At 70.1% G+C, this 24,348-nt stretch carries 25 protein-coding genes; 19 read left to right on the forward strand and 6 right to left on the reverse strand.

Translation table 11 applies throughout. From position 1 onward, the window contains the following. Positions 1 to 28: 28 nt before the first annotated feature. From thiO to ACFVW6_RS02300, 6 genes are all read left to right on the forward strand, one after another. A complete protein-coding gene (gene thiO / locus ACFVW6_RS02275) occupies positions 29 to 1,111 on the forward strand; it encodes a glycine oxidase ThiO (RefSeq protein ID WP_378824122.1) in 1,083 nt (360 codons plus the stop codon). Further along, positions 1,108 to 1,323 carry a sulfur carrier protein ThiS gene (gene thiS / locus ACFVW6_RS02280; protein ID WP_378824121.1) on the forward strand — a complete coding sequence of 72 codons (216 nt, stop codon included), beginning with the start codon at positions 1,108 to 1,110 and terminating at the stop codon, positions 1,321 to 1,323. Before thiO ends, thiS begins: the two co-directional genes overlap by 4 nt. Then, the gene (locus ACFVW6_RS02285) at positions 1,316 to 2,077 is read left to right on the forward strand and encodes a thiazole synthase (protein ID WP_355274516.1); all 762 of its coding nucleotides are present in this window, start codon (positions 1,316 to 1,318) and stop codon (positions 2,075 to 2,077) included. The genes thiS and ACFVW6_RS02285 overlap by 8 nt, the downstream gene beginning before the upstream one ends. Before the next feature lie 93 nt (positions 2,078 to 2,170). After that, positions 2,171 to 3,103: an ABC transporter ATP-binding protein gene (locus ACFVW6_RS02290; protein ID WP_355274513.1), complete on the forward strand. Its 933-nt coding sequence runs from the start codon at positions 2,171 to 2,173 to the stop codon at positions 3,101 to 3,103. Continuing rightward, complete coding sequence (locus tag ACFVW6_RS02295; RefSeq protein WP_378824120.1) at positions 3,103 to 3,861, forward strand: ABC transporter permease; 759 nt, start codon at positions 3,103 to 3,105, stop codon at positions 3,859 to 3,861. The genes ACFVW6_RS02290 and ACFVW6_RS02295 overlap by 1 nt, the downstream gene beginning before the upstream one ends. A 274-nt stretch (positions 3,862 to 4,135) precedes the next feature. Next, positions 4,136 to 4,903, forward strand: a complete 768-nt coding sequence (locus tag ACFVW6_RS02300) for an adenylate/guanylate cyclase domain-containing protein (RefSeq protein WP_365011233.1) — start codon at positions 4,136 to 4,138, stop codon at positions 4,901 to 4,903. Positions 4,904 to 4,905: 2 nt separating this feature from the next. On the opposite strand, the gene ACFVW6_RS02305 is transcribed toward ACFVW6_RS02300, so the two are convergent. Both ACFVW6_RS02305 and ACFVW6_RS02310 read right to left on the reverse strand, forming a co-directional pair. Further along, on the reverse strand, positions 4,906 to 5,220 hold the full coding sequence (locus ACFVW6_RS02305; RefSeq protein ID WP_378824119.1) for a hypothetical protein: 315 nt from the start codon (positions 5,218 to 5,220) through the stop codon (positions 4,906 to 4,908). Positions 5,221 to 5,321: 101 nt separating this feature from the next. Beyond that, the gene (locus ACFVW6_RS02310) at positions 5,322 to 5,465 is read right to left on the reverse strand and encodes a hypothetical protein (protein WP_355274678.1); all 144 of its coding nucleotides are present in this window, start codon (positions 5,463 to 5,465) and stop codon (positions 5,322 to 5,324) included. Between the two features lie 85 nt (positions 5,466 to 5,550). On the opposite strand from ACFVW6_RS02310, the gene ACFVW6_RS02315 reads away from it, so the two are divergent. From ACFVW6_RS02315 to ACFVW6_RS02360, 10 genes are all read left to right on the forward strand, one after another. Then, a complete protein-coding gene (locus tag ACFVW6_RS02315; RefSeq protein ID WP_378824117.1) occupies positions 5,551 to 7,266 on the forward strand; it encodes an acyclic terpene utilization AtuA family protein in 1,716 nt (571 codons plus the stop codon). Further along, positions 7,263 to 8,414, forward strand: coding sequence for an acyl-CoA dehydrogenase family protein (locus ACFVW6_RS02320; protein ID WP_378824116.1), 1,152 nt, complete (start codon positions 7,263 to 7,265; stop codon positions 8,412 to 8,414). Before ACFVW6_RS02315 ends, ACFVW6_RS02320 begins: the two co-directional genes overlap by 4 nt. Next, a complete protein-coding gene (locus ACFVW6_RS02325) occupies positions 8,411 to 10,009 on the forward strand; it encodes a carboxyl transferase domain-containing protein (RefSeq protein ID WP_355274500.1) in 1,599 nt (532 codons plus the stop codon). Before ACFVW6_RS02320 ends, ACFVW6_RS02325 begins: the two co-directional genes overlap by 4 nt. A gap of 11 nt (positions 10,010 to 10,020) precedes the next feature. After that, positions 10,021 to 12,018: a biotin carboxylase N-terminal domain-containing protein gene (locus tag ACFVW6_RS02330; protein WP_378824115.1), complete on the forward strand. Its 1,998-nt coding sequence runs from the start codon at positions 10,021 to 10,023 to the stop codon at positions 12,016 to 12,018. Further along, positions 12,015 to 13,175: an acyl-CoA dehydrogenase family protein gene (locus tag ACFVW6_RS02335; RefSeq protein ID WP_357342295.1), complete on the forward strand. Its 1,161-nt coding sequence runs from the start codon at positions 12,015 to 12,017 to the stop codon at positions 13,173 to 13,175. The genes ACFVW6_RS02330 and ACFVW6_RS02335 overlap by 4 nt, the downstream gene beginning before the upstream one ends. Before the next feature lie 60 nt (positions 13,176 to 13,235). Continuing rightward, on the forward strand, positions 13,236 to 14,018 hold the full coding sequence (locus ACFVW6_RS02340) for an enoyl-CoA hydratase family protein (RefSeq protein ID WP_378824114.1): 783 nt from the start codon (positions 13,236 to 13,238) through the stop codon (positions 14,016 to 14,018). Positions 14,019 to 14,022: 4 nt separating this feature from the next. Further along, complete coding sequence (locus tag ACFVW6_RS02345) at positions 14,023 to 14,637, forward strand: TetR/AcrR family transcriptional regulator (protein WP_355274491.1); 615 nt, start codon at positions 14,023 to 14,025, stop codon at positions 14,635 to 14,637. Between the two features lie 82 nt (positions 14,638 to 14,719). Continuing rightward, positions 14,720 to 14,926, forward strand: coding sequence for a DUF2191 domain-containing protein (locus tag ACFVW6_RS02350; RefSeq protein WP_378824113.1), 207 nt, complete (start codon positions 14,720 to 14,722; stop codon positions 14,924 to 14,926). After that, positions 14,917 to 15,348 (forward strand): PIN domain-containing protein, encoded by a 432-nt coding sequence (locus tag ACFVW6_RS02355; protein ID WP_355274487.1) that lies wholly within the window; start codon positions 14,917 to 14,919, stop codon positions 15,346 to 15,348. Before ACFVW6_RS02350 ends, ACFVW6_RS02355 begins: the two co-directional genes overlap by 10 nt. A 71-nt stretch (positions 15,349 to 15,419) precedes the next feature. Further along, on the forward strand, positions 15,420 to 16,199 hold the full coding sequence (locus ACFVW6_RS02360; RefSeq protein ID WP_378824112.1) for an SDR family oxidoreductase: 780 nt from the start codon (positions 15,420 to 15,422) through the stop codon (positions 16,197 to 16,199). 140 nt (positions 16,200 to 16,339) lie between these two features. Here ACFVW6_RS02360 and ACFVW6_RS02365 read toward each other — a convergent pair whose 3' ends face one another. Both ACFVW6_RS02365 and ACFVW6_RS02370 read right to left on the reverse strand, forming a co-directional pair. Next, positions 16,340 to 18,529 carry a glycosyltransferase family 39 protein gene (locus ACFVW6_RS02365; RefSeq protein ID WP_378824111.1) on the reverse strand — a complete coding sequence of 730 codons (2,190 nt, stop codon included), beginning with the start codon at positions 18,527 to 18,529 and terminating at the stop codon, positions 16,340 to 16,342. Positions 18,530 to 18,677: 148 nt separating this feature from the next. Continuing rightward, on the reverse strand, positions 18,678 to 19,940 hold the full coding sequence (locus ACFVW6_RS02370; protein ID WP_378824110.1) for a glycosyltransferase: 1,263 nt from the start codon (positions 19,938 to 19,940) through the stop codon (positions 18,678 to 18,680). A gap of 136 nt (positions 19,941 to 20,076) precedes the next feature. On the opposite strand from ACFVW6_RS02370, the gene ACFVW6_RS02375 reads away from it, so the two are divergent. Continuing rightward, positions 20,077 to 20,571, forward strand: coding sequence for a DUF6790 family protein (locus tag ACFVW6_RS02375; protein WP_378824109.1), 495 nt, complete (start codon positions 20,077 to 20,079; stop codon positions 20,569 to 20,571). On the opposite strand, the gene ACFVW6_RS02380 is transcribed toward ACFVW6_RS02375, so the two are convergent. Next, on the reverse strand, positions 20,568 to 21,194 hold the full coding sequence (locus ACFVW6_RS02380) for a class I SAM-dependent methyltransferase (RefSeq protein WP_378824108.1): 627 nt from the start codon (positions 21,192 to 21,194) through the stop codon (positions 20,568 to 20,570). The genes ACFVW6_RS02375 and ACFVW6_RS02380 overlap by 4 nt on opposite strands. A gap of 139 nt (positions 21,195 to 21,333) precedes the next feature. On the opposite strand from ACFVW6_RS02380, the gene ACFVW6_RS02385 reads away from it, so the two are divergent. Further along, the gene (locus ACFVW6_RS02385; protein WP_378824107.1) at positions 21,334 to 22,056 is read left to right on the forward strand and encodes a TetR/AcrR family transcriptional regulator; all 723 of its coding nucleotides are present in this window, start codon (positions 21,334 to 21,336) and stop codon (positions 22,054 to 22,056) included. A 115-nt stretch (positions 22,057 to 22,171) separates the two neighbouring features. Here ACFVW6_RS02385 and thiD read toward each other — a convergent pair whose 3' ends face one another. Then, on the reverse strand, positions 22,172 to 23,020 hold the full coding sequence (thiD, locus tag ACFVW6_RS02390; protein WP_378824106.1) for a bifunctional hydroxymethylpyrimidine kinase/phosphomethylpyrimidine kinase: 849 nt from the start codon (positions 23,018 to 23,020) through the stop codon (positions 22,172 to 22,174). 77 nt (positions 23,021 to 23,097) lie between these two features. On the opposite strand from thiD, the gene ACFVW6_RS02395 reads away from it, so the two are divergent. Continuing rightward, positions 23,098 to 24,246, forward strand: a complete 1,149-nt coding sequence (locus tag ACFVW6_RS02395) for a GTP-binding protein (RefSeq protein WP_378824105.1) — start codon at positions 23,098 to 23,100, stop codon at positions 24,244 to 24,246. The last annotated feature ends 102 nt before the right edge of the window (positions 24,247 to 24,348 follow it).

A 24,348-nucleotide genomic window follows, 5' to 3' on the forward strand; every position in this document is an offset into this window, starting at 1 on the left:
GTAGGCGGAAAAAGACAGGTGGAACGTGATGCGGACTCTGGCGGTCGTTGGCGGCGGCGCCGTCGGACTCGCTGTCGCATGGCAGGCCGCCGAGGCGGGCTGGACCGTCACCGTCTTCGATCCGGCGCCCGGCTCCGGCGCGTCGTTCGTGGCGGGCGGCATGCTCGCGCCGCTGTCGGAGGGCTGGCCGGGGGAGGACCGGGTGCTGGCCTTCGGCGCCGCCGCGCTGGCCGCCTGGCCCGCCTTCGCCGAGCGGCTGCGTGCGATCACCGGTGAGTCGGTGTTCGTCGCCGACGAGACGCTCACCGTCGCCCTCGACGGCGCCGACGCCGCCGACCTGCGCACCGTCGCCGACTGGCTCGCCGGATTCGGTCACGACCTGCGCGTTCTCGACCGGGCCGGGGTGCGGGCGCTCGAACCGGCGCTGGCCCGCACCGTGCGCGCCGGGCTGCTGGCCACCACCGAACCCGCCGTCGACAATCGCCGGGTGCTGACCGCCCTGCGCGCCGCCTGCGCGGGCGCCGGGGTGCGGATCCGGGCCGAAGCCGTCACCGCGCTCGCCGACCTGCCGCACGATCGGGTCGTGCTCGCGGCGGGCGCGCACTCCGCCGAGCTGTGGCCCGGGCTGCCGGTGCGCCCGGTCAAGGGTGAGATCCTGCGCCTGCGGCACCGGCCGGGCGTGCAACCGGCGCCGAGCCGGGTGATCCGGGCCAGGGTGCACGGCAGGCAGGTCTACCTGGTGCCGCGCGCGGACGGGATCGTCGTCGGGGCGACCCAATACGAGGCCGGGTTCGACACCGCGGTGACCGTCGGCGGGGTCCGCGATCTGATCGCCGACGCCGAGGCGATCCTGCCCGGCATCGCGGAATACGAACTGGCCGAGGCGAACGCGGGCTCCCGGCCGGGCACCCCCGACAACCTGCCGCTGCTCGGCGCGCTCGACGACCGGGTCGTCGCCGCCACCGGCCACGGCCGCAACGGCATGCTCACCCTCGCGCTCACCGCGACCCTCGTCCCCGGACTGCTCGACGCCGAGTCGTCCGCCATCGCGGAGATCGCATCACCGCAACGCTTTCCGGCGCTGCGGCTGTCCCCAGGAGGAGTTCGATGACCTCGACCATCCCGATCGGCGTCACCGTCAACGGTGTCGACCACGAGTTCGCCGAGCCGCTCAGCATCCGCGAATTGCTGACCAGGCTCGAACTGCCGTGTCAGGGCGTTGCCCTCGCGGTCGACGGCGCGGTGTACCCGAAGTCGCGCTGGGACGAGCCGGTCGGCCGTGGCTGGACCATCGAGGTGCTGACGGCGGTGCAGGGTGGCTGAGCCCGCGCCGCTGCGGATCGCGGACAAGGAGTTCGGCTCGCGCCTGATCATGGGCACCGGCGGCGCCGAGAACCTGGCCGTCCTCGAGGAGGCCCTGATCGCCTCCGGCACCGAGCTCACCACCGTCGCCATGCGCCGGGTCGACGCGGCGGGCGGCACCGGCGTGCTCGACCTGCTCCAGCGCCTCGGCATCACCCTGCTGCCCAATACCGCGGGCTGCCGCACCGCCGCCGAGGCCGTGCTCACCGCGCAGCTGGCGCGCGAGGCGCTGGAGACGAACTGGGTCAAGCTCGAGGTCGTCGCCGACGAGCGCACCCTGCTGCCCGACCCGTTCGAGCTGCTCGACGCCGCCGAACAGCTGGTCGACGCCGGTTTCGTCGTCCTGCCCTACACCAACGACGACCCGGTGCTCGCCCGCAGGCTCGAGGACGCGGGCTGCGCCGCGGTGATGCCCCTCGGCGCCCCCATCGGCACCGGCCTCGGCATCGGCAACCCGCACAATATCGAGATGATCGTGGCCGCCGCGGGCGTGCCGGTCATCCTCGACGCGGGCATCGGCACCGCCAGCGACGCCGCCCTCGCCATGGAACTGGGCTGCTCGGCCGTCCTCCTGGCGACCGCCGTCACCAGGGCACGCGACCCGGAACTGATGGCCTCGGCCATGGCCGCCGCCGTCCGCGCCGGCTACCTGGCCCGCGAGGCGGGCCGCATCCCCAAGCGCTTCTGGGCTCAGGCTTCCTCCCCAGCCCGGTAGTCCCCGTCTCGGGGTCGGGTCATCCTCGAGGATGACCCGACTCGCGACCTCACGGCGACGCGCTCGCCATCTTCGTGCGGCAAGCTGGGGCGCATGATCGAGCTGAAGGGCCTGACGAAGCAATTCGGCCAGACCGTCGCGGTGCAGGACCTCTCGTTCACCGTCCATCCCGGACAGGTGACGGGGTTCCTCGGACCCAACGGTGCCGGTAAATCGACGACCATGCGGATGATCCTCGGCCTGGACCGGCCGACCTCGGGCACCGCGCTGATCGACGGCAAGCGCTACGAGGATCTGGAGCGTCCGCTGACCCAGGTCGGCGCGCTGCTGGATGCCAAGTGGGTGCATCCGAACCGATCGGCGCGCGCGCACCTGGAGTGGCTGGCCGCCTCCAACGACCTCCCCAAGTCCAGGGTCGAGGAAGTGCTGCGGCTGGTCGGCCTGTCCGAGGTGGCCGGCAAGAACGCCGGCGGCTTCTCGCTGGGCATGTCCCAGCGGCTCGGCCTGGCGGGCGCGCTGCTCGGCGATCCCAAGGTGCTGCTGTTCGACGAGCCGGTCAACGGTCTCGACCCCGAGGGCATCCTCTGGATCCGCCGCTTCATGCAGCGCCTGGCCGCCGAGGGCCGCACCGTGCTGGTGTCGAGCCACCTGCTCTCGGAGATGGCCCAGACTGCCGAGCACCTGATCGTCATCGGCCGTGGTCAGCTCATCGCCGACACCACCACCAAGGACTTCATCGACCGCGCTTCCGAGCAGTCGGTCCGGGTCCGCAGCCCGCAGCTGGATCAGCTGCGCAGCCTGCTCACCTCGCACGGCATGACCGTGCGGGAAGAGGGCGACGCCGCGCTGATCGTCGCCGGGGTGACCAGCGACGAGGTCGGCAAGGTGGCGGGCACCAACAACGTCACGCTCTACGAGCTGGCGCCGCAGCAGGCGTCGCTCGAGGAGGCGTTCATGCGGATGACCGGCGGCGCCGTGGAGTACCACGGCGCCGGCCTCGACCAGGTGATGGGAGGTGCGCTCTGATGGGCGTGCTCGCTGCGGAACGAATCAAGCTCACCTCGACCCGGTCGCCCTGGTGGTGCTCGGCGATCGTCGTGCTCCTCGGCATCGGCCTCGCCGTGCTGATCGCCCTGGTCACCAAGGCCGAGAACACCCAGCCGGGGGACGTGCCGACGCTGCTCACCCCGAGCGTGGTGGTCTCCGGTGTCTCCGGCTTCGGCGTGATGGTGCTGATGATCATGGCCGCGCTGACGGTCACCAGTGAATACCGCTTCGGCGTCATCCGCGCCAGCTTCCTGGCGGTGCCGAACCGCTCGAAGGTGGTGCTGTCCAAGGCGGGCCTGGTCGGCGTATATGCGGCGGTGCTGACCGGCGTACTCGCGCTGGCCGCCTTCGTGGTCGCCAAGCTGTTCGTCGGTGACGACGCGCCGGAACTGGTGCTCGACGGCAACTGGCGCGCCATCTATGGCATCCCGATCTACGCCTTCCTGTGCGTGGTGCTCGCCATCGGCGTCGGCGTGCTGGTGCGCCAGTCCGCCGCCGCGATCTCGTTGATCGTGCTGTGGTCGCTGCTGCTGGAGGGTCTGCTCGGCGCGTTCGGCAGCTTCGGCCGTACCGTCAAGCCGTTCCTGCCGTTCCAGAACGCCAACCGATTCCTGACCGTCGAGGACGTTTCGGGCAACTGGCACTGGGGCGTGTGGGGCAGTCTGATCTACTTCGCTGTGTTCGTGGCGATCGTGTTCGCCGGTGCCTTGGTGATGATCAACCGCCGAGACGCCTGACAGACGTCCCGGGCTGCCCTCGCAGATGCCCGGGACCGCCCTCGGCGTCCGCTGCCCGGACGCCGAGGGCTTCTTTTCGTCTGGAAGAGCAGCGGGGCGGAACAGGTACGATCTGGGCGTGAGTGAAACGCCTTCTGGCGGGGTTGATCCGCGGCGGCGTGACGCTGCCGCGGAGGTGGTTATCCCGTTGGAGCCCACCGAAAATGCGCGGTCCGAGACGTCGGACGCCGACGATGCCCGGTCCGGTCGGCGGCGCGTCCAGTTCTCCTCGAAATTGCAGGCGGCCAATCGGCGTGCCGATGTGATCGGTGCGGTGCGCAAGGCTCGTCAGCAGCTCCCCGGTGACCCGGCGTTCGGCGATCCGCTCTCGGTCTCCGGTCCCGGTGGCGCCCGCGCGGTCGCCCGTGCCGCGGACAAGATCGTGGGTGGCACTCCCAGCGCGGCCAGGGAGATCGGTTTCGGCGCGCTCCAGGTGTGGCAGGCCGCGCTCGAGCGGATCGGCCGCGGTCGCGGTACCGAGGAGGTGACCATCGTGTTCACCGACCTGGTCGCGTTCTCCAGCTGGTCGCTGTCCGCGGGCGACGAGCGCACCCTGGAACTGCTGCGCAAGGTAGCCAAGGCCATCGAGCCGCCGATCGCCGAGCGGGGCGGTCAGGTGGTCAAGCGCATGGGCGACGGCCTGATGGCGGTCTTCTCGTCCCCCGATCGCGCGGTCCGCGCCGCCGTCGCCGCCCGCCGCAATCTGGCCGCGGTCGAGGTGGAGGGCTACAAGCCCCGCATGCGGGTCGGCCTGCACACCGGTTCCCCCCGCGAGATCGGCGGCGACTGGCTCGGCGTCGACGTCAACATCGCCGCCCGCATGATGGAGGCAGGCGGCAACGGCAACACGATGCTGTCCAGCACCACCCTCGCCGCCCTGCGCCCGGAAACCCTCGACGAACTGGGCGCCACCGTCAAGCCCTACAAACGCAACTTCTGGGCGGCCCCCCTCAACGGCGTCCCCGAAGACGTCCGCATCTTCAAACTCACCGCCCCGAGCTGAGCTCAGCCACGCTGCTGTTCGCGCTGGTACGCGCGCCAGGCCTGCTGGGTGGGCGTCGGCCTGGTGGTCAGCACCGTCCAGTTCGTCGACTTCACGAAATTGATCAGCAGCAGCACCGGCAGGATGAACGCCTGGAAGAAGATCAGGTAGCTGCCGCCGTCGAAGACGAACGCCAGGTAGCCCGCGTAGCCGAGGAACCCGATACCGAACACGGCGTTGAGGACCTGCGCGAACTCACTCTGCCCGCCCTTGACGTTCGCCATCACGATCATCGCGATACCACTGAACGCGAGCAGACCGACGTACCAATCGAACATGGATGCTTCCCCCGACGCGAGGCGGCCGATCGGCCGGACAACAGGACGGCGAAAGCTAATCGCGGTGGGCTTGCCCGCCGCTTTCGAAATGCTTGGTGACGCTATTGCAGCCAGAGGGCTGCGCCGATGGCGGCGAGGACGGCGGCGGCGATCAGGGCGATCGACATCGCGCGGTTGTTCTTCCAGGTCGTGTAGGCGCCGCCGAGCAGGAAGCCGGCCAGGGCGAAGAGGAGGACCGATGACATGGCTTCCATCTTGCCTGGTGGATTGCCCGCAATTAACAAGCACGCATGCTTGCTTTTTTTCTGAACCGATGTGATCCTGGGGTTCATGAGTGCACTCTCGGCGGACCCGGACCTGATCCGGATCGGAAACTGCTCCGGGTTCTACGGCGACCGGCTCAGCGCGATGCGCGAGATGCTGGAGGGCGGCGACCTCGACGTGCTGACCGGCGACTACCTCGCCGAGCTCACCATGCTCATCCTGGGCCGCGACCGCATGAAGGACCCCAGCCTCGGCTACGCCAAGACGTTCGTGAAGCAGATCGAGGACTGCCTGGCCCTCGCGCTCGAGAAGAACGTCCAGATCGTCACCAACGCGGGCGGCCTCAACCCGGCCGGGCTGGCCGAGCGGCTGCGCAAGGTCGCCGCCGACCTGGGCCTGGACGCCAAGATCGCGCACGTCGAGGGCGACGACCTGATCGGCCGCGCCGCCGACCTCGGTCTCGGGCAGCCGCTGACCGCCAATGCCTACCTCGGCGCGTGGGGCATCGTCGAATGCCTGAACTCCGGCGCCGACATCGTCGTGACCGGCCGGGTGACCGACGCCTCGGTCATCGTCGGCCCCGCCGCGGCCCACTTCGGCTGGGGCCGCACCGACTACGACGCCCTCGCCGGCGCGGTGGTCGCCGGGCACGTGATCGAGTGCAGCACCCAGGCCACCGGCGGCAACTTCGCCTTCTTCACCGAACTCGGCGATATCGGCCGCCCGGGCTTCCCGATCGCCGAGATCCGCCGCGACGGTTCCAGCGTCATCACCAAGCACGACGGCACCGGCGGCGCGGTCACCGTCGATACCGTCGAAGCCCAGCTCATGTACGAGATCCAGAGCGTGCGCTACGCGGGCCCCGACGTCACCACCCGCCTCGACAGCATCGAGCTGAGCCAGGACGGCAAGGACCGGGTGCTGATCAGCGGCGTCACCGGTGAGGCCCCGCCGCCGCAGCTCAAGGTCTCGCTGAACACCCTCGGCGGGTTCCGCAACGAGATGGAGTTCATCCTCACCGGCCTGGAGATCGAGGCCAAGGCCGCGCTGGCGCAACGACAGCTGGAAGCCTGGCTGCCCGCCAAGCCCGCCGAGCTGACCTGGACCCTGGCCCGGCTCGACCGTCCGGACGCCGACACCGAGGAGCAGGCCAGCGCGCTGCTGCGCTGCGTGGTGCGCGACCCCGACCCGAACAAGGTCGGCCGCGGATTCTCCAATGTCGCCGTGGAGTTGGCGCTGGCCAGCTACCCGGGCGCGACCTTCACCACCCTGCCGGGCAACGGCTCGCCCTACGGCGTCTTCACGCCGGGCTTCGTCGACGCACACGAGGTGCCGCACACCGCGGTGCTGGCCGACGGCACCCGCGTCGCCATCGAGCCCGCCGCGGAAACCGCGGTGCTGGAACCGGTCGCCGAGCCCGAGCTGCCCGCCGACCTGCCGCCGTCGGAGACCGCTCGCGTCCCGCTCGGCACCATCGCCCTGGCCCGCAGCGGCGACAAGGGCGGCGACGCCAATATCGGCGTCTGGGTCCGCACCGACGAGCAGTGGCGCTGGCTGGTGCACACGCTCACGGTCGGCAAGCTCCAGGAACTGCTGCCCGAGACGGCCGAGCTGACCGTCACCCGGCACGTGCTGCCGAACCTGCGGGCCGTCAACTTCATCATTTCCGGTCTGCTCGGCAAGGGCGTCGCCTACCAGGCACGGTTCGACCCGCAGGCCAAGGGGCTCGGCGAATGGCTGCGCTCCCGCCACATCGATATGCCGACGGAGCTGTTCGCATGACATCTGTTTGGGACACACCGGAACGTAGGGAACTGCGCGCCACGGTGCGCGGTTTCGTCGAGCGGGAGATCCTGCCCGACCTCGACACCTGGGAACGCGACGGCGCACTGCCCCGCGAACTGCACAAGAAGGCCGGTGAACTCGGACTGCTCGGCATCGAGCACCCGGAATCGGCGGGTGGCGAGGGCGGCAGCATCATCGACTCGATGATCGTCGGCGAGGAGATCCATCTCGCCGGTGCCTCCGGCGGGCTGTGGGCCTCGCTGTTCACCTGTGGAATCGCGTTGCCGCACATCATCGCTTCCGGCAACCGGGAGCAGATCGAGAAGTGGGCCGTGCCGACGCTGCGCGGCGATCTGATCGGCTCGCTGGCCATCACCGAACCCGGCGGTGGCTCCGACGTCGGCCACCTGACCACGACGGCGGTGCGCGACGGCGACGACTTCATCATCAACGGCGCCAAGACCTACATCACCTCGGGCACGCGGGCCGACTTCGTCGTCACCGCGGTCCGCACCGGCGGCGCGGGCGCGGCGGGCGTTTCGCTGATCATCGTGCCCACCGAGACGCCCGGCTTCACCGTCAGCCGCAAGCTGGAGAAGATGGGCTGGCTGTGCTCGGACACCGCCGAGCTGTCCTACGTCGACGTGCGGGTGCCCGCGGCGAACCTGGTCGGCGGCGAGAACACCGGCTTCGCGCAAATCGCCAACGCGTTCGTCAGCGAGCGGGTCGGCCTCGCGGTGCAGGCGTACTCGCTGGCCCAGCGCGCCCTCGACCTCACGGTGCAGTGGTGCCGGGACCGGGAGACCTTCGGCCGCCCGCTGATCAGCCGCCAGAAGGTGCAGATGACGCTGACCGAGATGGCCCAGCGGGTCGACGTGTCGCGCACCTACACCCGGGCCCTGGTCGAGCGCTTCGTCGCCGGGGACACGAACCAGATCGCCCAGGTCTGCTTCGCCAAGAACAATGCCGTCGAGGCCGCGGAATGGGTCGCCAACCAGGCGGTCCAGCTGCACGGCGGCATGGGCTACATGCGCGAGTCCGAGGTGGAGCGCATCTACCGCGATGTGCGCATCATCGGCATCGGCGGTGGCACCAACGAGATCCTGACCATGCTGGCGTCGAAAGTATTGGGGTACCAGTCGTGACGACCTTCCGTTCCGCCGTCGACACCGCGTCGCCGGAGTACACCGCCGCCGCCGAGGCGATGGCCACCAAGCTCACCGAGGTCGAGGCCGAGTTCGCCAAGGCGATCGCCGGTGGTGGCCCCGACAAGGTGGCCCGGCACCACAAGCGCGGCAAGCTCACCGCCCGTGAGCGGATCGAGCTGCTGCTCGACGAGGACTCGCCGTTCCTCGAACTGTGCCCGCTCGCGGCCTGGGGCAGCGACTTCCACGTCGGCGCGTCCACGATCGCCGGGATCGGCATCGTCGAGGGCGTCGAGTGCATGATCGTCGCGCCCGATCCGACCGTGCGCGGTGGCACCTCGAACCCGTGGACGCTGCGTAAGACCTTGCGCATCAACGAGATCGTCAAGCAGAACCGCCTGCCGGTGATCTCGCTGGTCGAGTCCGGCGGCGCGGATCTGCCGACGCAGAAAGAGGTCTTCATCCCGGGTGGCGCGATGTTCCGCGACCTCACCCAGGCCTCCGCCGCGGGCATTCCCACCATCTCGCTGGTGTTCGGCAACTCGACCGCCGGTGGCGCCTACATCCCCGGCATGTCCGACTACGTGGTGATGGTCAAAGAGGGTGCGAAGGTCTTCCTGGCCGGGCCGCCGCTGGTGAAGATGGCCACCGGCGAGGACTCCGACGACGAGACCCTCGGTGGCGCCGAGATGCACGCCCGCACCTCGGGTCTGGCCGACTACATGGCCGCCGACGAGCAGGACGCGATCCGGATCGGCCGCAACATCGTGCGCAGGCTGAACTGGAAGAAGCAGGGCCCCGAGCCGCGCGCCGAGGTCATCTCGCCGCTCTACGATCCCGAGGAACTGCTCGGCATCGTGCCCTCGGATCTGAAGATCCCGTTCGATCCGCGTGAGGTGATCGCCCGCGTCGTCGACGGTTCGGACTTCGACGAGTTCAAGCCGCTCTACGGTTCCAGCCTGGTCACCGGCTGGGCCGAGATCAACGGCTATCCGATCGGCATCCTGGCCAACGCGCGCGGCGTGCTGTTCTCCGAGGAATCGCAGAAGGCCACCCAGTTCATCCAGCTGGCGAACAAGAAGAACACGCCACTGCTGTTCCTGCACAACACCACCGGCTACATGGTCGGCAAGGACTACGAGCACGGCGGCATCATCAAGCACGGCGCGATGATGATCAACGCGGTCGCCAACTCGACGGTGCCGCACATCTCGCTGCTGGTCGGCGCGTCCTACGGCGCCGGTCACTACGGCATGTGCGGGCGCGCGTTCAACCCGCGCTTCCTGTTCGCCTGGCCGAGCGCGAAGTCGGCGGTGATGGGCGGCGCGCAGCTGGGCGGCGTGCTCACCATCGTGCAGCGCGGCGCGGCCGAGGCCAAGGGCCTGCCGTTCGACGAGGAGGCCGCCGCCGGGCTGGCCGCCATGGTCGAGGCGCAGATCGAGGCCGAGGCGATGCCGATGTTCCTGTCGGGCAGGCTCTTCGACGACGGCATCATCGACCCCCGCGACACCCGCACCGTGCTGGGGATGGCCCTGTCGGCCATTCACACAGCCCCGATCCAGGGCGCCGAGGGCTTCGGCGTCTTCCGAATGTGAGGCGCGACAGCATGGCTATCACGAACGTTCTGGTTGCCAACCGTGGTGAGATCGCGCGCCGGGTGTTCGCCACCTGCCGCCGGATGGGGATCGGCACCACCGCGGTCTACTCCGACGCCGACGCCGCGGCCCCGCACGTGGCCGAGGCCGACGCGGCCATCCGGCTGCCCGGCAACACCCCCGCCGAGACCTACCTGCGCGGCGAGCTGATCATCGAGGCCGCGCTCTCGGCCGGGGCCGACGCCATCCACCCCGGCTACGGATTCCTCTCCGAGAACGCCGAATTCGCGCGCTCGGTGCTGGACGCGGGCCTGGTGTGGATCGGTCCGCCGGTCGCGGCGATCGAGCAGATGGGCTCCAAGGTCGAGTCGAAGAAGATGATGGACGCCGCCGGTGTCCCCGTCCTCGCCGAGCTCGATCCCGCCGAGGTCACCGAGGCGCACCTGCCGGTGCTGATCAAGGCGTCCGCCGGTGGTGGTGGTCGCGGTATGCGCGTGGTGCGCGAGCTGGGCGAGCTGAACGATCAGATCGCCGCCGCGCGGCGCGAGGCCGAGTCGGCCTTCGGCGATCCGACCGTGTTCTGCGAGCGCTACCTCGAGACCGGCCGCCACATCGAAGTCCAGGTCATGTCCGATACTTTCGGCACGACCTGGGCGGTGGGCGAGCGCGAGTGCTCGATCCAGCGACGGCACCAGAAGGTCGTCGAGGAGGCGCCCTCGCCGCTGGTCGAGAAGATCGACGGCATGCGCGATCGGCTGTTCGAGGCGGCCCGGCTGGCGGCCGAGGCGATCGGCTACGAGGGCGCGGGCACCGTCGAGTTCCTCGCCGACGAGAAGGGCGATTTCTTCTTCCTGGAGATGAACACCCGTCTCCAGGTGGAACATCCGGTCACCGAGCAGACCACCGGCCTCGACCTGGTCCGCCTGCAGTTGCAGGTGGCCTCGGGCCTGCCGCTGCCCGCGACCCAGCCCGCCCAGCGCGGTCACTCGATCGAGGTCCGGCTCTACGCCGAGGACCCCGCGCACGACTGGCAGCCGCAGAGCGGCCCGGTGCACAAGATCGAGATCCCGTTCACCGCAGGCGAGTTCACCGTCCTCGAGCAGGCGGGCGTGCGGCTCGACACCGGCGTCGTCGACGGTTCGGTCGTCGGCGTGCACTACGACCCGATGCTGGCCAAGGTCATCTCCTACGCCGAGACCCGGGCCGAGGCGGCGCATCTGCTGGCCACCGCGTTGCAGCGGGCCAAGATCCACGGCCTGGTGACCAACCGCGACCTGCTCGTGCGGGTGCTGCGGCATCCCGCGTTCCTGGCCGGTGACACCGACACCGCGTTCTTCGCGACCCACGACCTGGCCGCGCTGTCCGCGCCGCTGGTGTCGGACGCCGACGAAGCGCTGTCGATCGTGGCCGCCGCCCTCGCCGACGCGGCGCTGGCGCACACCACGAACCGGTTCGCCAAGCTCGCTCCGAGCGGCTGGCGCAACCTGGCCTCGCAGCCGCAGCGCAAGTCCTACGAGAGTCGCACCAGCGGCACGCACGAGGTGCGGTACCGGTTCACCAGGGCAGGTGACATCGAGGTCGACGGCCACGACGGCCTCGCGCTGATCTCGGTGACGCCCGAGCGCGTGGTGCTGGCGGTGCCGGGCGAGCGCGGTCCGGTACGCCGCCAGTTCGAGATCGCCCGCTACGGCGACCTCGTCGCGGTCGACTCGCCGCTCGGCCCGGTCGCCGCGCGCAGGCTGCCCCGTTTCACCGACCCGTCGGAGCAGGTCGCGGCGGGCTCGCTGCTCGCGCCCATGCCCGGCAGTGTGATCCGCCTCGGCGCCGCCGAGGGCGACCAGGTCACCCAGGGGCAGCCCATCCTGTGGCTGGAGGCCATGAAGATGGAGCACACGATCGTCGCGCCGGCCACCGGCGTCCTCAGTGCACTCAACGTGACCGTCGGCCAGCAGGTCGAGGTCGGAACCGTCCTCGCCGTCGTCGAGGAAGAAGAGCAGGAGCAGGCATGAGCTTCCACGAAACCGAAGAGCAGAAGGCGCTGCGCGCGGCGGTCGCCGCGCTGGCGTCGAAGTACAACTACCGCGACTACGTGCTGCCGCTCTCGCGCAAGAACGAGCCGCTCACCGAGCTGTGGGACGAGGCGGGCAAGCTCGGCTTCCTCGGCGTGAACCTGCCCGAGGAGTACGGCGGCGGTGGCGCGGGCATGTACGAGCTGGCGCTGGTCCAGGAGGAACTGGCGGCGCAGGGTGCCGGGCTGCTGCTGATGGTCGTCTCCCCGGCGATCTGCGGCACCATCATCACCAAGTACGGCACCGACGCGCAGAAGCAGACCTGGCTGACCAAGCTGGCCGACGGCTCGTCGAAGATGGTCTTCGCGATCACCGAGCCCGACGCCGGCTCCAACTCGCACCAGATCACCACCACCGCCCGTCGCGACGGCGGCGACTGGATCCTCAACGGGCGCAAGATCTTCATCTCCGGTGTCGATCAGGCCGAGGCCATCCTGGTGGTCTCGCGCACCGAGGACCACAAGACCGGCAAGCTCAAGCCCGCGCTGTTCATCGTGCCGGTCGACGCGCCCGGCCTGGTGAAGAACGTCCAGGAGATGGACATCGTGGAGCCGGACAACCAGTTCACGCTGTTCTTCGACGACGTGCGCCTGCCCGCCGACGCCCTCGTCGGGTCCGAGGACGCCGCCATCGCCCAGCTGTTCGCCGGCCTGAATCCCGAGCGCATCATGGGCGCGGCCATGGCGGTCGGCCTCGGCCGCTACGCCATCGACCGGGCGGTGGAATATGCCAAGGAGCGCACGGTCTGGAAGTCGGCGATCGGTGCGCACCAGGGCATTTCGCATCCGCTGGCCCAGGTCAAGATCGAGCTGGAACTGGCCAAGCTGATGATGCAGAAGGCTGCGGTACTCTACGACGCCGGTGATGAGTTCGGCGCCGCCGAGGCGGCCAATATGGCCAAGTACGCGGCCGCGGAAGCCAGCATCAAGGCGCTCGACCAGGCGATCCAGACCCACGGCGGTTCGGGTCTGACCCGCGAGGTCGGGCTCGCGGCCATGCTGCAGGCCGCGCGCATCTCGCGCATCGCGCCGGTCAGCCGGGAGATGATCCTGAACTTCGTGGCCCAGCACTCGCTCGGTCTCCCACGCTCGTACTAGGCCCTCCGGCGGCCGCCCGGGTGGGCGGCCGCCGTTCCTCCCGGATGAACAGGAGTCCCGATGAGTGACGCGACGGAAACACCGTTCGTCCGCTACGAGGTCGTCGACGGGTTCGCCACGCTGACCTTCGATTCCCCGCACAACCGCAACGCGCTCTCGTCCAAGCTGGTGCGCGAGCTGCTGGCCGGGCTGGACGCGGCGAACACCGATCCCGCCGTCCGCGGCATCGTGCTGGCGCACACCGGCGACACGTTCTGCGCGGGCGCCGACCTGAAGGAGGCGAGCACCGCCGATCCGGCGACCGCGGCCGATCAGCGCACCCGCGTGATGATCGACGTGCTGCGCGGGATCCTCGCCTCGCCCAAACCGGTCGTCGCCCAGATCGAGGGCAATGTCCGGGCCGGTGGCATGGGCATCATCGGCGCCTGCGATCTCGTCGTCGCCGGGCCCGGCAGCAGTTTCGCCCTCACCGAAGTGCGCATCGGCATGGCGCCGTTCATGATCTCGCTCACGCTGGTGCCGCGGATGGACCAGCGCTCGGCGGGCCGCTACTTCCTGACCGGCGAGAAGTTCGACGCCGCGACCGCGCGGGAAGTCGGCCTGGTCACCATCGCGGCCGCCGATGCCGCCGCCGAGGTGAAGCGCCTGTGTGGCGAGCTGCGCAAGGGTTCGCCGCAGGGGCTGGCCGAGTCCAAGAAGCTGGTCAATTCGACCCTGCTCGCGCGCTTCGACGCCGAGGCAGAGGAACTCGCGCAGCGCTCGGCCGGTTTCTTCGGCACCCCCGAGGTGATCGAGGGCATGACCGCCTTCTTCCAGAAGCGCCCGCCCAGCTGGGCACAATAGTCCGATGGCGACACCCCACGAACCCAAGCAGGACCGCAGCCGGGCCACCCGGCAGCGGCTGCTCGAGGCGACCATCGACTGCCTGGCCGAGACCGGCTGGGCAGCCGCCACCGTGTCGGTGGTCGCCGAACGGGCCGGGGTGTCGCGGGGCGCCGCGCAGCATCATTTTCCGACCAGGGAAGACCTGATCACCGGCGCGCTCGAGTACATGTTCGACACCAGGATGGATCAGTCGGCCGCCGAGGCCGCCGCCATCAGCGAGGTCGCCGAGGGGGTCGGCCGCACCCGCGCCGTCGTCTCCGGGCTGGTCGAGTCCTACACCTCGCCGCTGTTCAAGGCGGCCCTGCAGGTATGGACGCACGCCGCCGCCGACCCGGCGCTGCGCGAACGCATCGTCCCGCTCGAGGCCAGGTTCGGCCGGATCGCGCATCGGCGTGCGGTCGAAGCGCTCGGTGTCGACGACTCCGATCCGGTCAACCATCACCTGGTCCAGGCGACCCTCGACCTGGCTCGTGGGCTCGGGCTGGCCGATGTCCTCACCGACGATTCGGCGCGCCGGAAATTGATCGTCGACCAGTGGGCGGTGACCTTGCACTCGGCGCTGAACCCGCCACGCTGAGCCGCAAGATTTCGCCATTGACGCTGGTCAGCGGCGAGTATATATTCCTCGCATGGGGGAATATATAACGAGGGATTGTGGCATGACCAAGCGGCTGATCGAGATCGACGACGAGCTACTCGAGTCCGCGCAGGACGCGCTCGGGACCTCGGGCGTCTCCGATACGGTCCGGGCGGCGCTTCGTTCGGCGACGGTGGCGGCTGCCCGCGCACGCCATGTCGAATGGTTGATCAGCGGCGGAATGGAAGAGATGGCCGACAAGGATCGGCGCGACGAAGTATGGCGATAACGGCGCGCTACCTCGTCGATACCAGCGCGCTGGCGCGGATGCGCCACCCGGAAGTCGCCGCCCAACTCGTTCCGCTGATCGAGGCGGGTGTCGTCGCGACCTGCGCGCCCATCGATGCCGAGGTGCTCTACAGCGCACGCACGCCGGTCGAGTACGAGCAGGTGAGAGCAGACCGGCGCGCACTGTTCGAGTACCTGCACACCAATGACGAACACTGGCAGAGCGCCTTCGCGATCCAGCGTGAACTCGCCCGGTCCGGTCGTCATCGGGCCGTCGGAATCCATGACCTGCTCGCGTCGGTACTGGCGGTGGAGCACCGGCTCGTGCTCTTCCACTACGACGCCGACTTCGAGACGGTCGCCGCTGTCGTCGACTTGAACCATCGCTGGATCGCGCCGCGCGGGAGTCTCGGCACGTCCTGACCCGATGTCACACTCCCCGCCCCCGCTTCGTCGTCTCTGTGAACGCGAAAGAAGCGAAGAAGGAGCGGATCATGGGTGAGCAGAAGAAGATCGCGGTGGCGGGGGCGACCGGCAGGCTGGGCAAGCACGTGGTGGACGTGCTGACCGAGCGCGGCCACGAGGTGGTCGCGTTCTCCCGCGCGAACGGCGTCGACATCGAGACCGGCGCCGGGCTCGACGCGGCGCTGACCGGCGTCGATCTCGTGATCGACGCGTCCAGCACCCCGTCGGCCGACCAGCAGGTAGCGACCGAGTTCTTCACCGCCTCCGCCCGCAACCTGCACGCCGCGGGCGAGCGCGCCGGGGTCGAGCGGCTCGTCGTGGTCTCCATCATCGGCATCGACGGCTCCCTCGCCGGGTACAACGCCGCCAAGCTCGCCCACGAGCAGGAACTGCTGAAGGGCGCTGTGCCCGTGCAGATCCTGCGCGCCGCGCAGTTCCACGAACTCGTCGAGGTGATGGCGCAGTGGGGCACCCAGGGTGCGGTCGCCTACCTGCCCGCGATGCGCACCCAGCTGGTCGCCGCCCGCACGGTGGCCGAGGCGCTGGTCGACCTCGCGACGAATCCGATTCCGGCCGAAGACATCCCGTTCCCCGAGATCGCCGGTCCCCAGCCGGACACGATGGCGGCCGCCGCCACCACCCTGTTCGCCGCCCGCGGCGACGCCCGCCAGGTCATCGAGGTCTCCGACAACACCAACCCCGACCGCGAACAGTTCGAGAACGGCACCCTCCTGCCCTCCTCCCACGCCACCCTGACGGGCCCGACCTTCGCCGAATGGGTCGCGGCGAGCGTGCCGTCCGGACGGTGACGAGCCGGAACCCGCGGGCGTCCGGTCGGCCGAAACGCGAGAGGTCGAGTCGCCACCGAGGCCGGGGCCAGCGGATCTGTGTGATCCGGCCGGGCCGGCCTCGAGTGTTGGTGCGGTTGTGGATGTTCGGGACCGGGCGATTACGACTTCGGTTGGGTGAGGTCGTACAGCGTCACGCCGTCCACGGTGGTCGCGGTGTAGTTCGCGGTCACCCAGGCCGTGATGGCCGAACTGGTCGACTCGCTGTTTCCGCCGGGACCGCCCCGGCCGCCCGCCACGAAGTAGTGGATCTTGCCTTCGGCCACATAGGTTGTGAACTGGTCGAGGGTGGGGGACGGGTCGCTGCCGTTGAAGCCGCCGATCGGCATCACGGGCAGTTCGGTGGCCAGCTGGTATCCGGCGGCGCTGTTGGAACCCACTGTCGCCGCGACCCAGGTGTAATTCTCGCCGTTGTGCTCGAGCAGGCTGACGATCCGCTCGCTCGGGCGCGAGCCACCGAGCAGCCCACCGGGCCCACCCATCATCTGGTCACCGGGACCACCCTGCTGGGCCGCACCACCGTCCGACTGCGTACCGCCACCCGGAGCTCCAGCCGACGGCATACCGCCGCCCTCCGTATTCGCGCCGCCCGAGGGCAGACCGCCTTGTGCGTTGGCGCCGCCCGGCGGCAGACCGCCCTGAGTGTTGGCGCCGCCCGGCGGCAAGCCGCCCTGAGTGTTCGCGCCGCCCGGCAGCTGACCACCCTGCGCGGCGCCACCACCTGACGAATTCGCACCGTCGGTCCCCGGCATCACGCCCATCCGTCCATCGCCCCCGGGCCGCATACCCGGTCCACCACGACCCCCGAACCCGTGCATCCCACCGGCATTCGGCCCGGCCGACGGGATCGCGCCCGAGTGCGCGGTGGCGAGGGTGTCGATGGAGTACGCGACGGGCCCGGCGAGGCCGACGAAGGTGGCGGCGATGGCGGCGATCAGGGCTTGCCTGCGGGCCAGGGGGAAGGCCGCCGCGATGGTCGCGAGGACTCCGAGGGCCAGGATGGTCCAGCGCAGCCACGGCTGGAAGGAAGCGCTGCGCGACAACAGCACCCACGCGGTGGCGGTGGTGAGACCGATGGCGAGGGCGCAGGTCAGGCGGATCCACAGCCGGTCGCGCGCACCCCACAGCTGCGCGGCGCCGATGCCGACCAGCGCGGCGACGGCGGGTGCGAGGGCCACCGTGTAGTACTGGTGGAAGATGCCCGCCATGTAGCTGAACACCAGGCCGGTGACGAGCAGCCAACCGCCCCACAGGATCAGCGCGGCCCGGCGCCGGTCGGTGCGTGGCGCCCGCCCGCACAGGACGAGCCCGGCGACCAGGGCGACCAGCGCGGCCGGGATCAGCCAGGCGATCTGACCGCCCTGCGCCGGCTCGAACAGCCGGGTGATCCCGGTGCTGCCCCACATGCCGTTGCCGCCCGGTGGCAGTTCACCGCCGGGGCCGACGCTGCCGCGCTCGTTGCCGTTCAACCGGCCGAGCCCGTTGTAGCCGAGGGTCAGTTCGATGATCGAATTCTCGTGCGACCCACCGATCCACGGTCGCTGGTCGGCGGGCCACAGCTCCACCGTCAGCAGCCACCAGCCCGCGGCGGCCACCATCGCGGCGCCCGCGGCGAAGAGCTGCGCGATCCGCTTGCCCAGCCGCGGCGGGCCCGCGAACAGGTAGGTCAGCGCCAGCGCGGGCACGACGAGCAGCACCTGCAATTGCTTGGCCAGGAAGCCGAAGCCGATCAGGCCGCCGGTGAGCAGCAGCCACCGCCAGCGCCCGTCGGCGACGGCGCGGGTCATCGCCCAGGCCGCCGCGGTCATCAGCAGGACCAGCAGGGCGTCGGGGTTGTTGAACCGGAACATCAGCACCGCGACGGGTGTCACCGCGAGCACCGTGCCCGCGATCAGACCCGCCGCGGGGCCGAAGGATCGGCGCACCGTCGCCCACAGCACCGCGACCGTCGCGACGCCGAGCAGCACCTGCGGCACGAGCATGCTCCAGCTGTTGAGCCCGAACAGCCGCACCGACAGTTCCATCACCCACAGCGAGGCGGGTGGCTTGTCCACGGTGATCGAGTTGGCGGCGTCGGAGGAGCCGAAGAAGAACGCCTCCCACGACTGCGAACCCGCTTGCACCGCAGCGGCATAGAAGTCGTTGGCCCAGCCGTTGGCGCTGAGATTGATGAGATAGGCGGCGGTGGTGCCGAGCAGCAGAACCGCCAAGGCCGGGAGTTCCCAGCGGGGTCGAGGCGCGGGGTCGGGCACGGTGCTCGCCGTCGGCGGTGACGCGATCGTGGCGGTCATCGGGAAACCTCCGAAGTGCCGGGTTCCGAATCCGCCCGATCGGCGGTGATCGCCGCGCGGTCGGACCCGACATCACCGATGCGCGTGATCGGCTCGGTGATCGCCTGCGGGGACGAGTGGCCTCGGCCGACGGGGGACGGCGTAGTGCTCATCGGTTCGCCTCCACGGAGACGCGCCGCACCGGCTCGGCGGTGACGGCCTCTTCGGTCGCGTTCCGAAACACCCAGCGCAGTCCGACGAATCGGGTGAGCGTCGCGAGGAGGTTGGCGGCGATCAGGACGCCGAGCTCCACCGCGACGGGCGCCGCCGGTGCCCAGCGGTGCAGCGCGAACAGCGAACCGCTGGTGATCGCCAGGCCGAACGCGAAGATGGCCAGGCCCTGGAACTGGTGCGTCATCGCGTCACCACGTCCCCGCACACCGAAGGTGAAGGCCCGGTTGGCGGCGGTATTGCCGACCGCGGTCACCAGCAGCGCCACCAGGTTCGCGCCCTGCCCGCCGAAGAAGGGTTGCAGCAGCAGATACAGCACCACGTAGGCGAGCGTGGACAGGACGCCGACGATCGCGAACCGCACCAGCTGCCCGACCATCCCGAGCGGCACCCCCGCCACCAGCGGTTCGCGGCCGACGGCGGCGCGCAGCTCGTCCAGCGGCAGCGCGCCGGTGGCCAGTGCCCTGGTCAGCCGCCAGATGCCGCGCAGGTCCTTGCGGGCGGTGTCGACGATGTCGACCCGGCTGTCCGGATCGTCGATCCAGTCGACGGGCACCTCGTGGATGCGCAGGCCGGCACGCTCGGCCAGGACCAGCAGCTCGGTGTCGAAGAACCACTCCCCGTCGCGCACCAGCGGCAGCAGCTCACGGGCGACATCGGTGCGCACGGCCTTGAAACCGCACTGCGCGTCGGAGAAGTGTGCGCGCAGGGTGGTCTTCAGCAGCAGGTTGTAGCAGCGGGAGATGATCTCGCGCTTGGGTCCGCGCACCACCCGCGAGGATGCGTCGAGCCGGGTGCCGATCGCGAGGTCGGAATGGCCGGACACCAGCGGCGCGACCAGCGGCAGCAGCGCGTTCAGATCGGTCGACAGGTCGACGTCCATGTACGCGACCACCGTCGCGTCCGACCCCGCCCACGCCGCCCGCAGCGCCCGGCCGCGGCCCTTGGCGTCCAGGTGCAGCACCCCGACGCCGTCGAGCTCGGCGGCCAGCAGCCGCGCGACCTCGAGGGTGGCGTCGGTGCTGGCGTTGTCGGCGATCGTGATCCGGGCGGTGAACGGGAACCCGTCCCGCAGGTAGGCGTGCAGCCTGCGCACGCACACGCCCAGGTCGGTTTCTTCGTTGTAGACGGGAATCACCACGTCGAGCACCGGCGCGCGGCGGCTCTGCGTGGGCTGTGGCTCGGCCTCGGTCTGGGTCATGGCACCTACCCTCGACGGCGGCGCTGCCACCGAGCTGGGACAGAGCTGGGAGGTTCCTGGGGATCCGGGCCGCTACACTGGAAATGCTCGACTACCTGCTGGAACAGTGCTCGACTACCGAGTCGGAGGCGTTGCGATGCCTACCATCATCGCGGTGCTGGTCGCCCTCGTCGGCGCGTTCGTCCAGAGCCGGCGTCAGCCCGGCCGCCGCGCGGTCGATATCCACCTGGTCTGGTGGCTGGTGGCCGTCGTCGGCGTCGCCTCGGTGCTCGGCGCCGCCGCGCACATCTTCGACGGCGCGAATGTCGCCGAGCAGATCGGCTACACCCGGGGCGACGGTGGCTTCCAATGGGAGAACGCGATGGGTGATCTGGCCATCGGCGTGGTCGGCATCATGGCCTACTGGTTCCGCGGCCACTTCTGGCTGTGCACGATCGTCGTCCTGACCATTCAGTACTGGGGCGACGCGGCCGGGCACATCTACTTCTGGATCGCCGAGGACAACACGAAGCCGTACAACATCGGCGTCCCGCTGTGGACCGACATCCTGCTGCCGATCGTCATGTGGGTGCTCTATCTGCTGTCCCGCCGAAGCGGTGGCGACGCGCTGCCCAAGGCGGCCGCCGGCTAGCCGCGCCGCACGCGCAGTACGCTGTCGGCGCGCTCACCCTCGACCCCGTCGGGGCTCTTCGACGGACTGGTGATCAGGCCCGCGGTCGCCACGTGCCACTCGGGGCCGAGGTCGAGCTGGGCGAGCATCTGCTCGATGGTCGGGAAGGACACGTCGTGCGGCGGGGTGGTGACCCAGGTCGGCCAGTGCGCGTGGCTGCCGATCACCAGCGAGCCACCCGGTGCGACGGCGGCCGCGGCCCGGCGCAGGATGGTCGCGCGCTCGTCGGGGCGTTCCACCGGCGAGTGCAGGAACTGCGCGGAGACCAGGTCGAAGGTGCCCGCCGGGAAGCTCGTCTGCAGGTCGTGGCGTTCCCAGGTGACGCGCACGCCCGCGTCGGCCGCGTGCCGCGCGCCCCGCTCCAGCGCCGTCGCGGAGACGTCGACCGCGGTGACCTGCCAGCCCTGCCGGGCCAGCCAGATCGCGTCGCCGCCCTCGCCGCACCCGAGGTCGAGCGCGGTGCCCGGCGTCAGCTCGGTGGCCTCGCTGACCAGGGTCTTGTTGGCGTTGCCGGTCCAGATCTGGTCCCGCTCGCGGTAGAAGTCCTCCCAGAACTGTTCGGGGGTCGGCGCGGTCTCGGTCATCGGGGCTCCTGTCGGTCGGCGGACGCGTAGACGATTCGATGGTGCGGGCACCCGCGACAATTCCGCAAGAAAGGTTGCCGGTTCGGCAAATGTCGCCCCGCGCAGCACCCAGGCCGACCACGCCAATAAGCTGCTGACCGTGACACGCGGTTACCGGAAAGCAGACGAGCCGGTCCGTCGTGTCGACGCCAGGACCGAACGGTGGCGCGAACACCGGGTGCAGGTCCGGATCGAATTCGTCGACGCCGCGTTCCGCGCGCTGGATCGGGTCGGCCCCGATGTGAGCATGGGCGATATCGCCAAGGAGGCGGGCGCGGCCAAACCGAAGCTCTACCGGCATTTCGAGGACAAGACCGATCTCTACAACGCGATCGTCGACCGGGTCCGCGACATGCTGTGGGAGCGGATGCTCAGCGGGGTGAATCTCACCGACGATTCCGTCGCCGACCTGGTCCGGCGCGCGGCCGCCGAATACGTGGCCGTCGTCTCCGAGCATCCGAACGTCTTCCGGTTCATGCTGCACAGCCATTTCAGCCAGCAGGCCAAGGAAACGGAACGGGCGCTGGTCGCGGCCAGGCAATCGGCACGCCGCGCTGCGGAATTCTTCGCCGATCTGCTGCCGACCGAATCGATCGACGTGGCGGGGATCGAATTGGTGAACTATTCGATTTTCGGCGCGGTGGCCTCGGCCACGGACTGGTGGCTCGGCGCGAATCAGCGCGAGGTCTCGGCGATGCCGGTGGAGCGATTCGTCGACTATCTGGCCGAGAGCATCTCGGCGCTGGCCCTGGCGCACGCACGGTTCAACGGTGTGCGGATCGATCCGTCGCGGCCGTTGCGCGACGCGTTCGTCGTCGGCTGAAAGTCTTCGCGCCCGAGGCGAACTCCGTTGTTCTCGCCGGCTGCGTCGTTGGAACCGGTGGTGGGTGCGATGGGTTCAGTATGAACCCACCCACCGACAAGTTCGCGACGCCACGCTAGGCGCCGGTGTGCAGCCGCCACAGCGGCGAAACCGGCCCGTGGCCCGCGCCGAGATCGTAGGACGCGGCCAGGCAGCGGTAGGTCCACTCCTTGGCGAAGGCGACCGCGTCGGGCACCGGATAGCCGTTGGCCAGCGCGCTGGCGATGGCCGCGGCCAGGGTGTCGCCGCCGCCGTGATCGTTGCCGGTGGCGATGCGCGGCGCGGTGAACTCGCGGAAGGTGTCGCCGTCGTAGAGCAGGTCGGTGCTGTACTCCGAGGAGCGCAGGTGCCCGCCCTTGACGATCGCCCACTGCGCGCCCAGCTCGTGCAGCGCCTCGGCGGCCTTGCGGGCGGTGGCGTCGTCGACCACTTCGATGCCGGTGATCAGGCGGACCTCGTCGAGGTTCGGGGTGACGACCGTGGCCAGCGGGATGAGGGTGTTGCGCACCGCGTCCAGCGCCTCGGCGTGCAGCAGCGCGTCGCCGTGCATCGACGCCGCGACCGGGTCGACGACCAGCGGCACGGCGGCGTCGCGCCCGATCCCGACCTCGCGGCACACCTCGGCGACGGCCTCGATGATCGCGGTGGAGGCCAGCATGCCGGTCTTGGCCGCGCCGATCCCGATATCGCGGACGACCACCCGCACCTGGTCGGCCACGATGTGCGGCGGGATCTCGTGAAACCCGCTGACGCCCACCGTGTTCTGCACGGTCACCGCCGCCACCGCCACGCACGCGTGCACGCCGCACAGCGCCATCGTCCGCGAGTCGGCCTGGATACCGGCGCCGCCGCCGGAGTCGGTACCCGCGATGGTGAGCGCGCGAACAGGGGTCTGGCCATCGGGGGTCAGCGGCAACATCTTCACGCCCCAACCCTACGACCGGGCGCGCCGTGCGGAGACCCCACCCGCGAACAGCAAATGAAAACCATTATCATTAACTCGTGACCAACTCCGCTCCCATCGCGCACCTGCCCGTCACCGTCCTGTCCGGGTTCCTCGGCGCGGGCAAGACCACGCTGCTCAACCACATCCTCGCCAACCGGGACGGCCGCCGGGTCGCGGTCATCGTCAACGACATGAGCGAGGTCAATATCGACGCCGCGCTCGTCGCGGGCCAGGGCCACCTGGACCGGACCGAGGAGAAACTGGTCGAACTCACCAACGGCTGCATCTGCTGCACGCTGCGCGAGGACCTGATCGAGGCCGTCGCCCGGCTGGCCCGCGACGGCCGGTTCGACCAGCTGGTGATCGAGTCCACCGGCATCTCCGAGCCGATGCCGGTGGCCGCGACCTTCGACTGGGAGTTCGAGGACGGCTTCCGCCTCGGCGAGCTGGCCCGCCTCGACACGATGGTGACCGTGGTCGACGCGTCGACCTTCCTGGCCGAGCTGGTCAAGGGCCAGGCGCTGGCCGAGCGGGAACTCGAAGCGGGCGAGGGCGATACCCGCACCATCGCGGATCTGCTGGTGGACCAGGTGGAGTTCGCCGACGTGCTGCTGATCAACAAGACCGACCTGGTGAGCGCGAACGCGGCGGCCACCGTCGAGGCCACCGTCCGCAGGCTCAACCCGAGGGCGCACATCCTGCGCACCGAGAAGGGTGTGGTCGAGCTGGACGAGGTGCTCGCCACCGGCCGCTACGACCCGGTGGTGGCCGCCGAGGCCGAGGGCTGGGCCGAGGAGCTGGCCGGCGGCCACACGCCCGAGACCGAGGAATACGGGATCAGCAGCCTGACCTACACCGCCGATCGCCCGTTCCATCCGGACCGGCTGGCCGAGGCGCTGTCCGGGCTGCGGGGAATGTTGCGCAGCAAGGGATTCTGCTGGATCGCCAGCCGCCCCGAGCTGGCCGCGATCTGGTCGCAGGCCGGTCCGAACCTGACCTTCGAACCGGGCGCGTGGTGGTCGGCACTGGACGTGCCCGCCGGTCAGGAGATCGTGTTCATCGGCGTGCGCCTGGACGCGCCCGCGGTCCGGCGCGCCCTCGACGCCGCGCTGCTCACCGACGCGGAGTTCGCCGCTGGTCCGGCCGGGTGGGCCGGCTTCGCCGATCCCTTCCCGGCCTGGGGCGACCTGCACGAGCATCACTGATTGGCTTCTTCGGTGCGCGTATGACACTGCGCTGGTGCATGATTCGAATGGGCCGCGACCCACGCACCGATGAGGGGAGCGTGGGCCGCGGCACCGAAGCCG

This window comes from Nocardia sp. NPDC058244 (genome assembly GCF_042882065.1).
In the GTDB taxonomy this organism is placed as follows: Bacteria; Actinomycetota; Actinomycetes; order Mycobacteriales; family Mycobacteriaceae; genus Nocardia.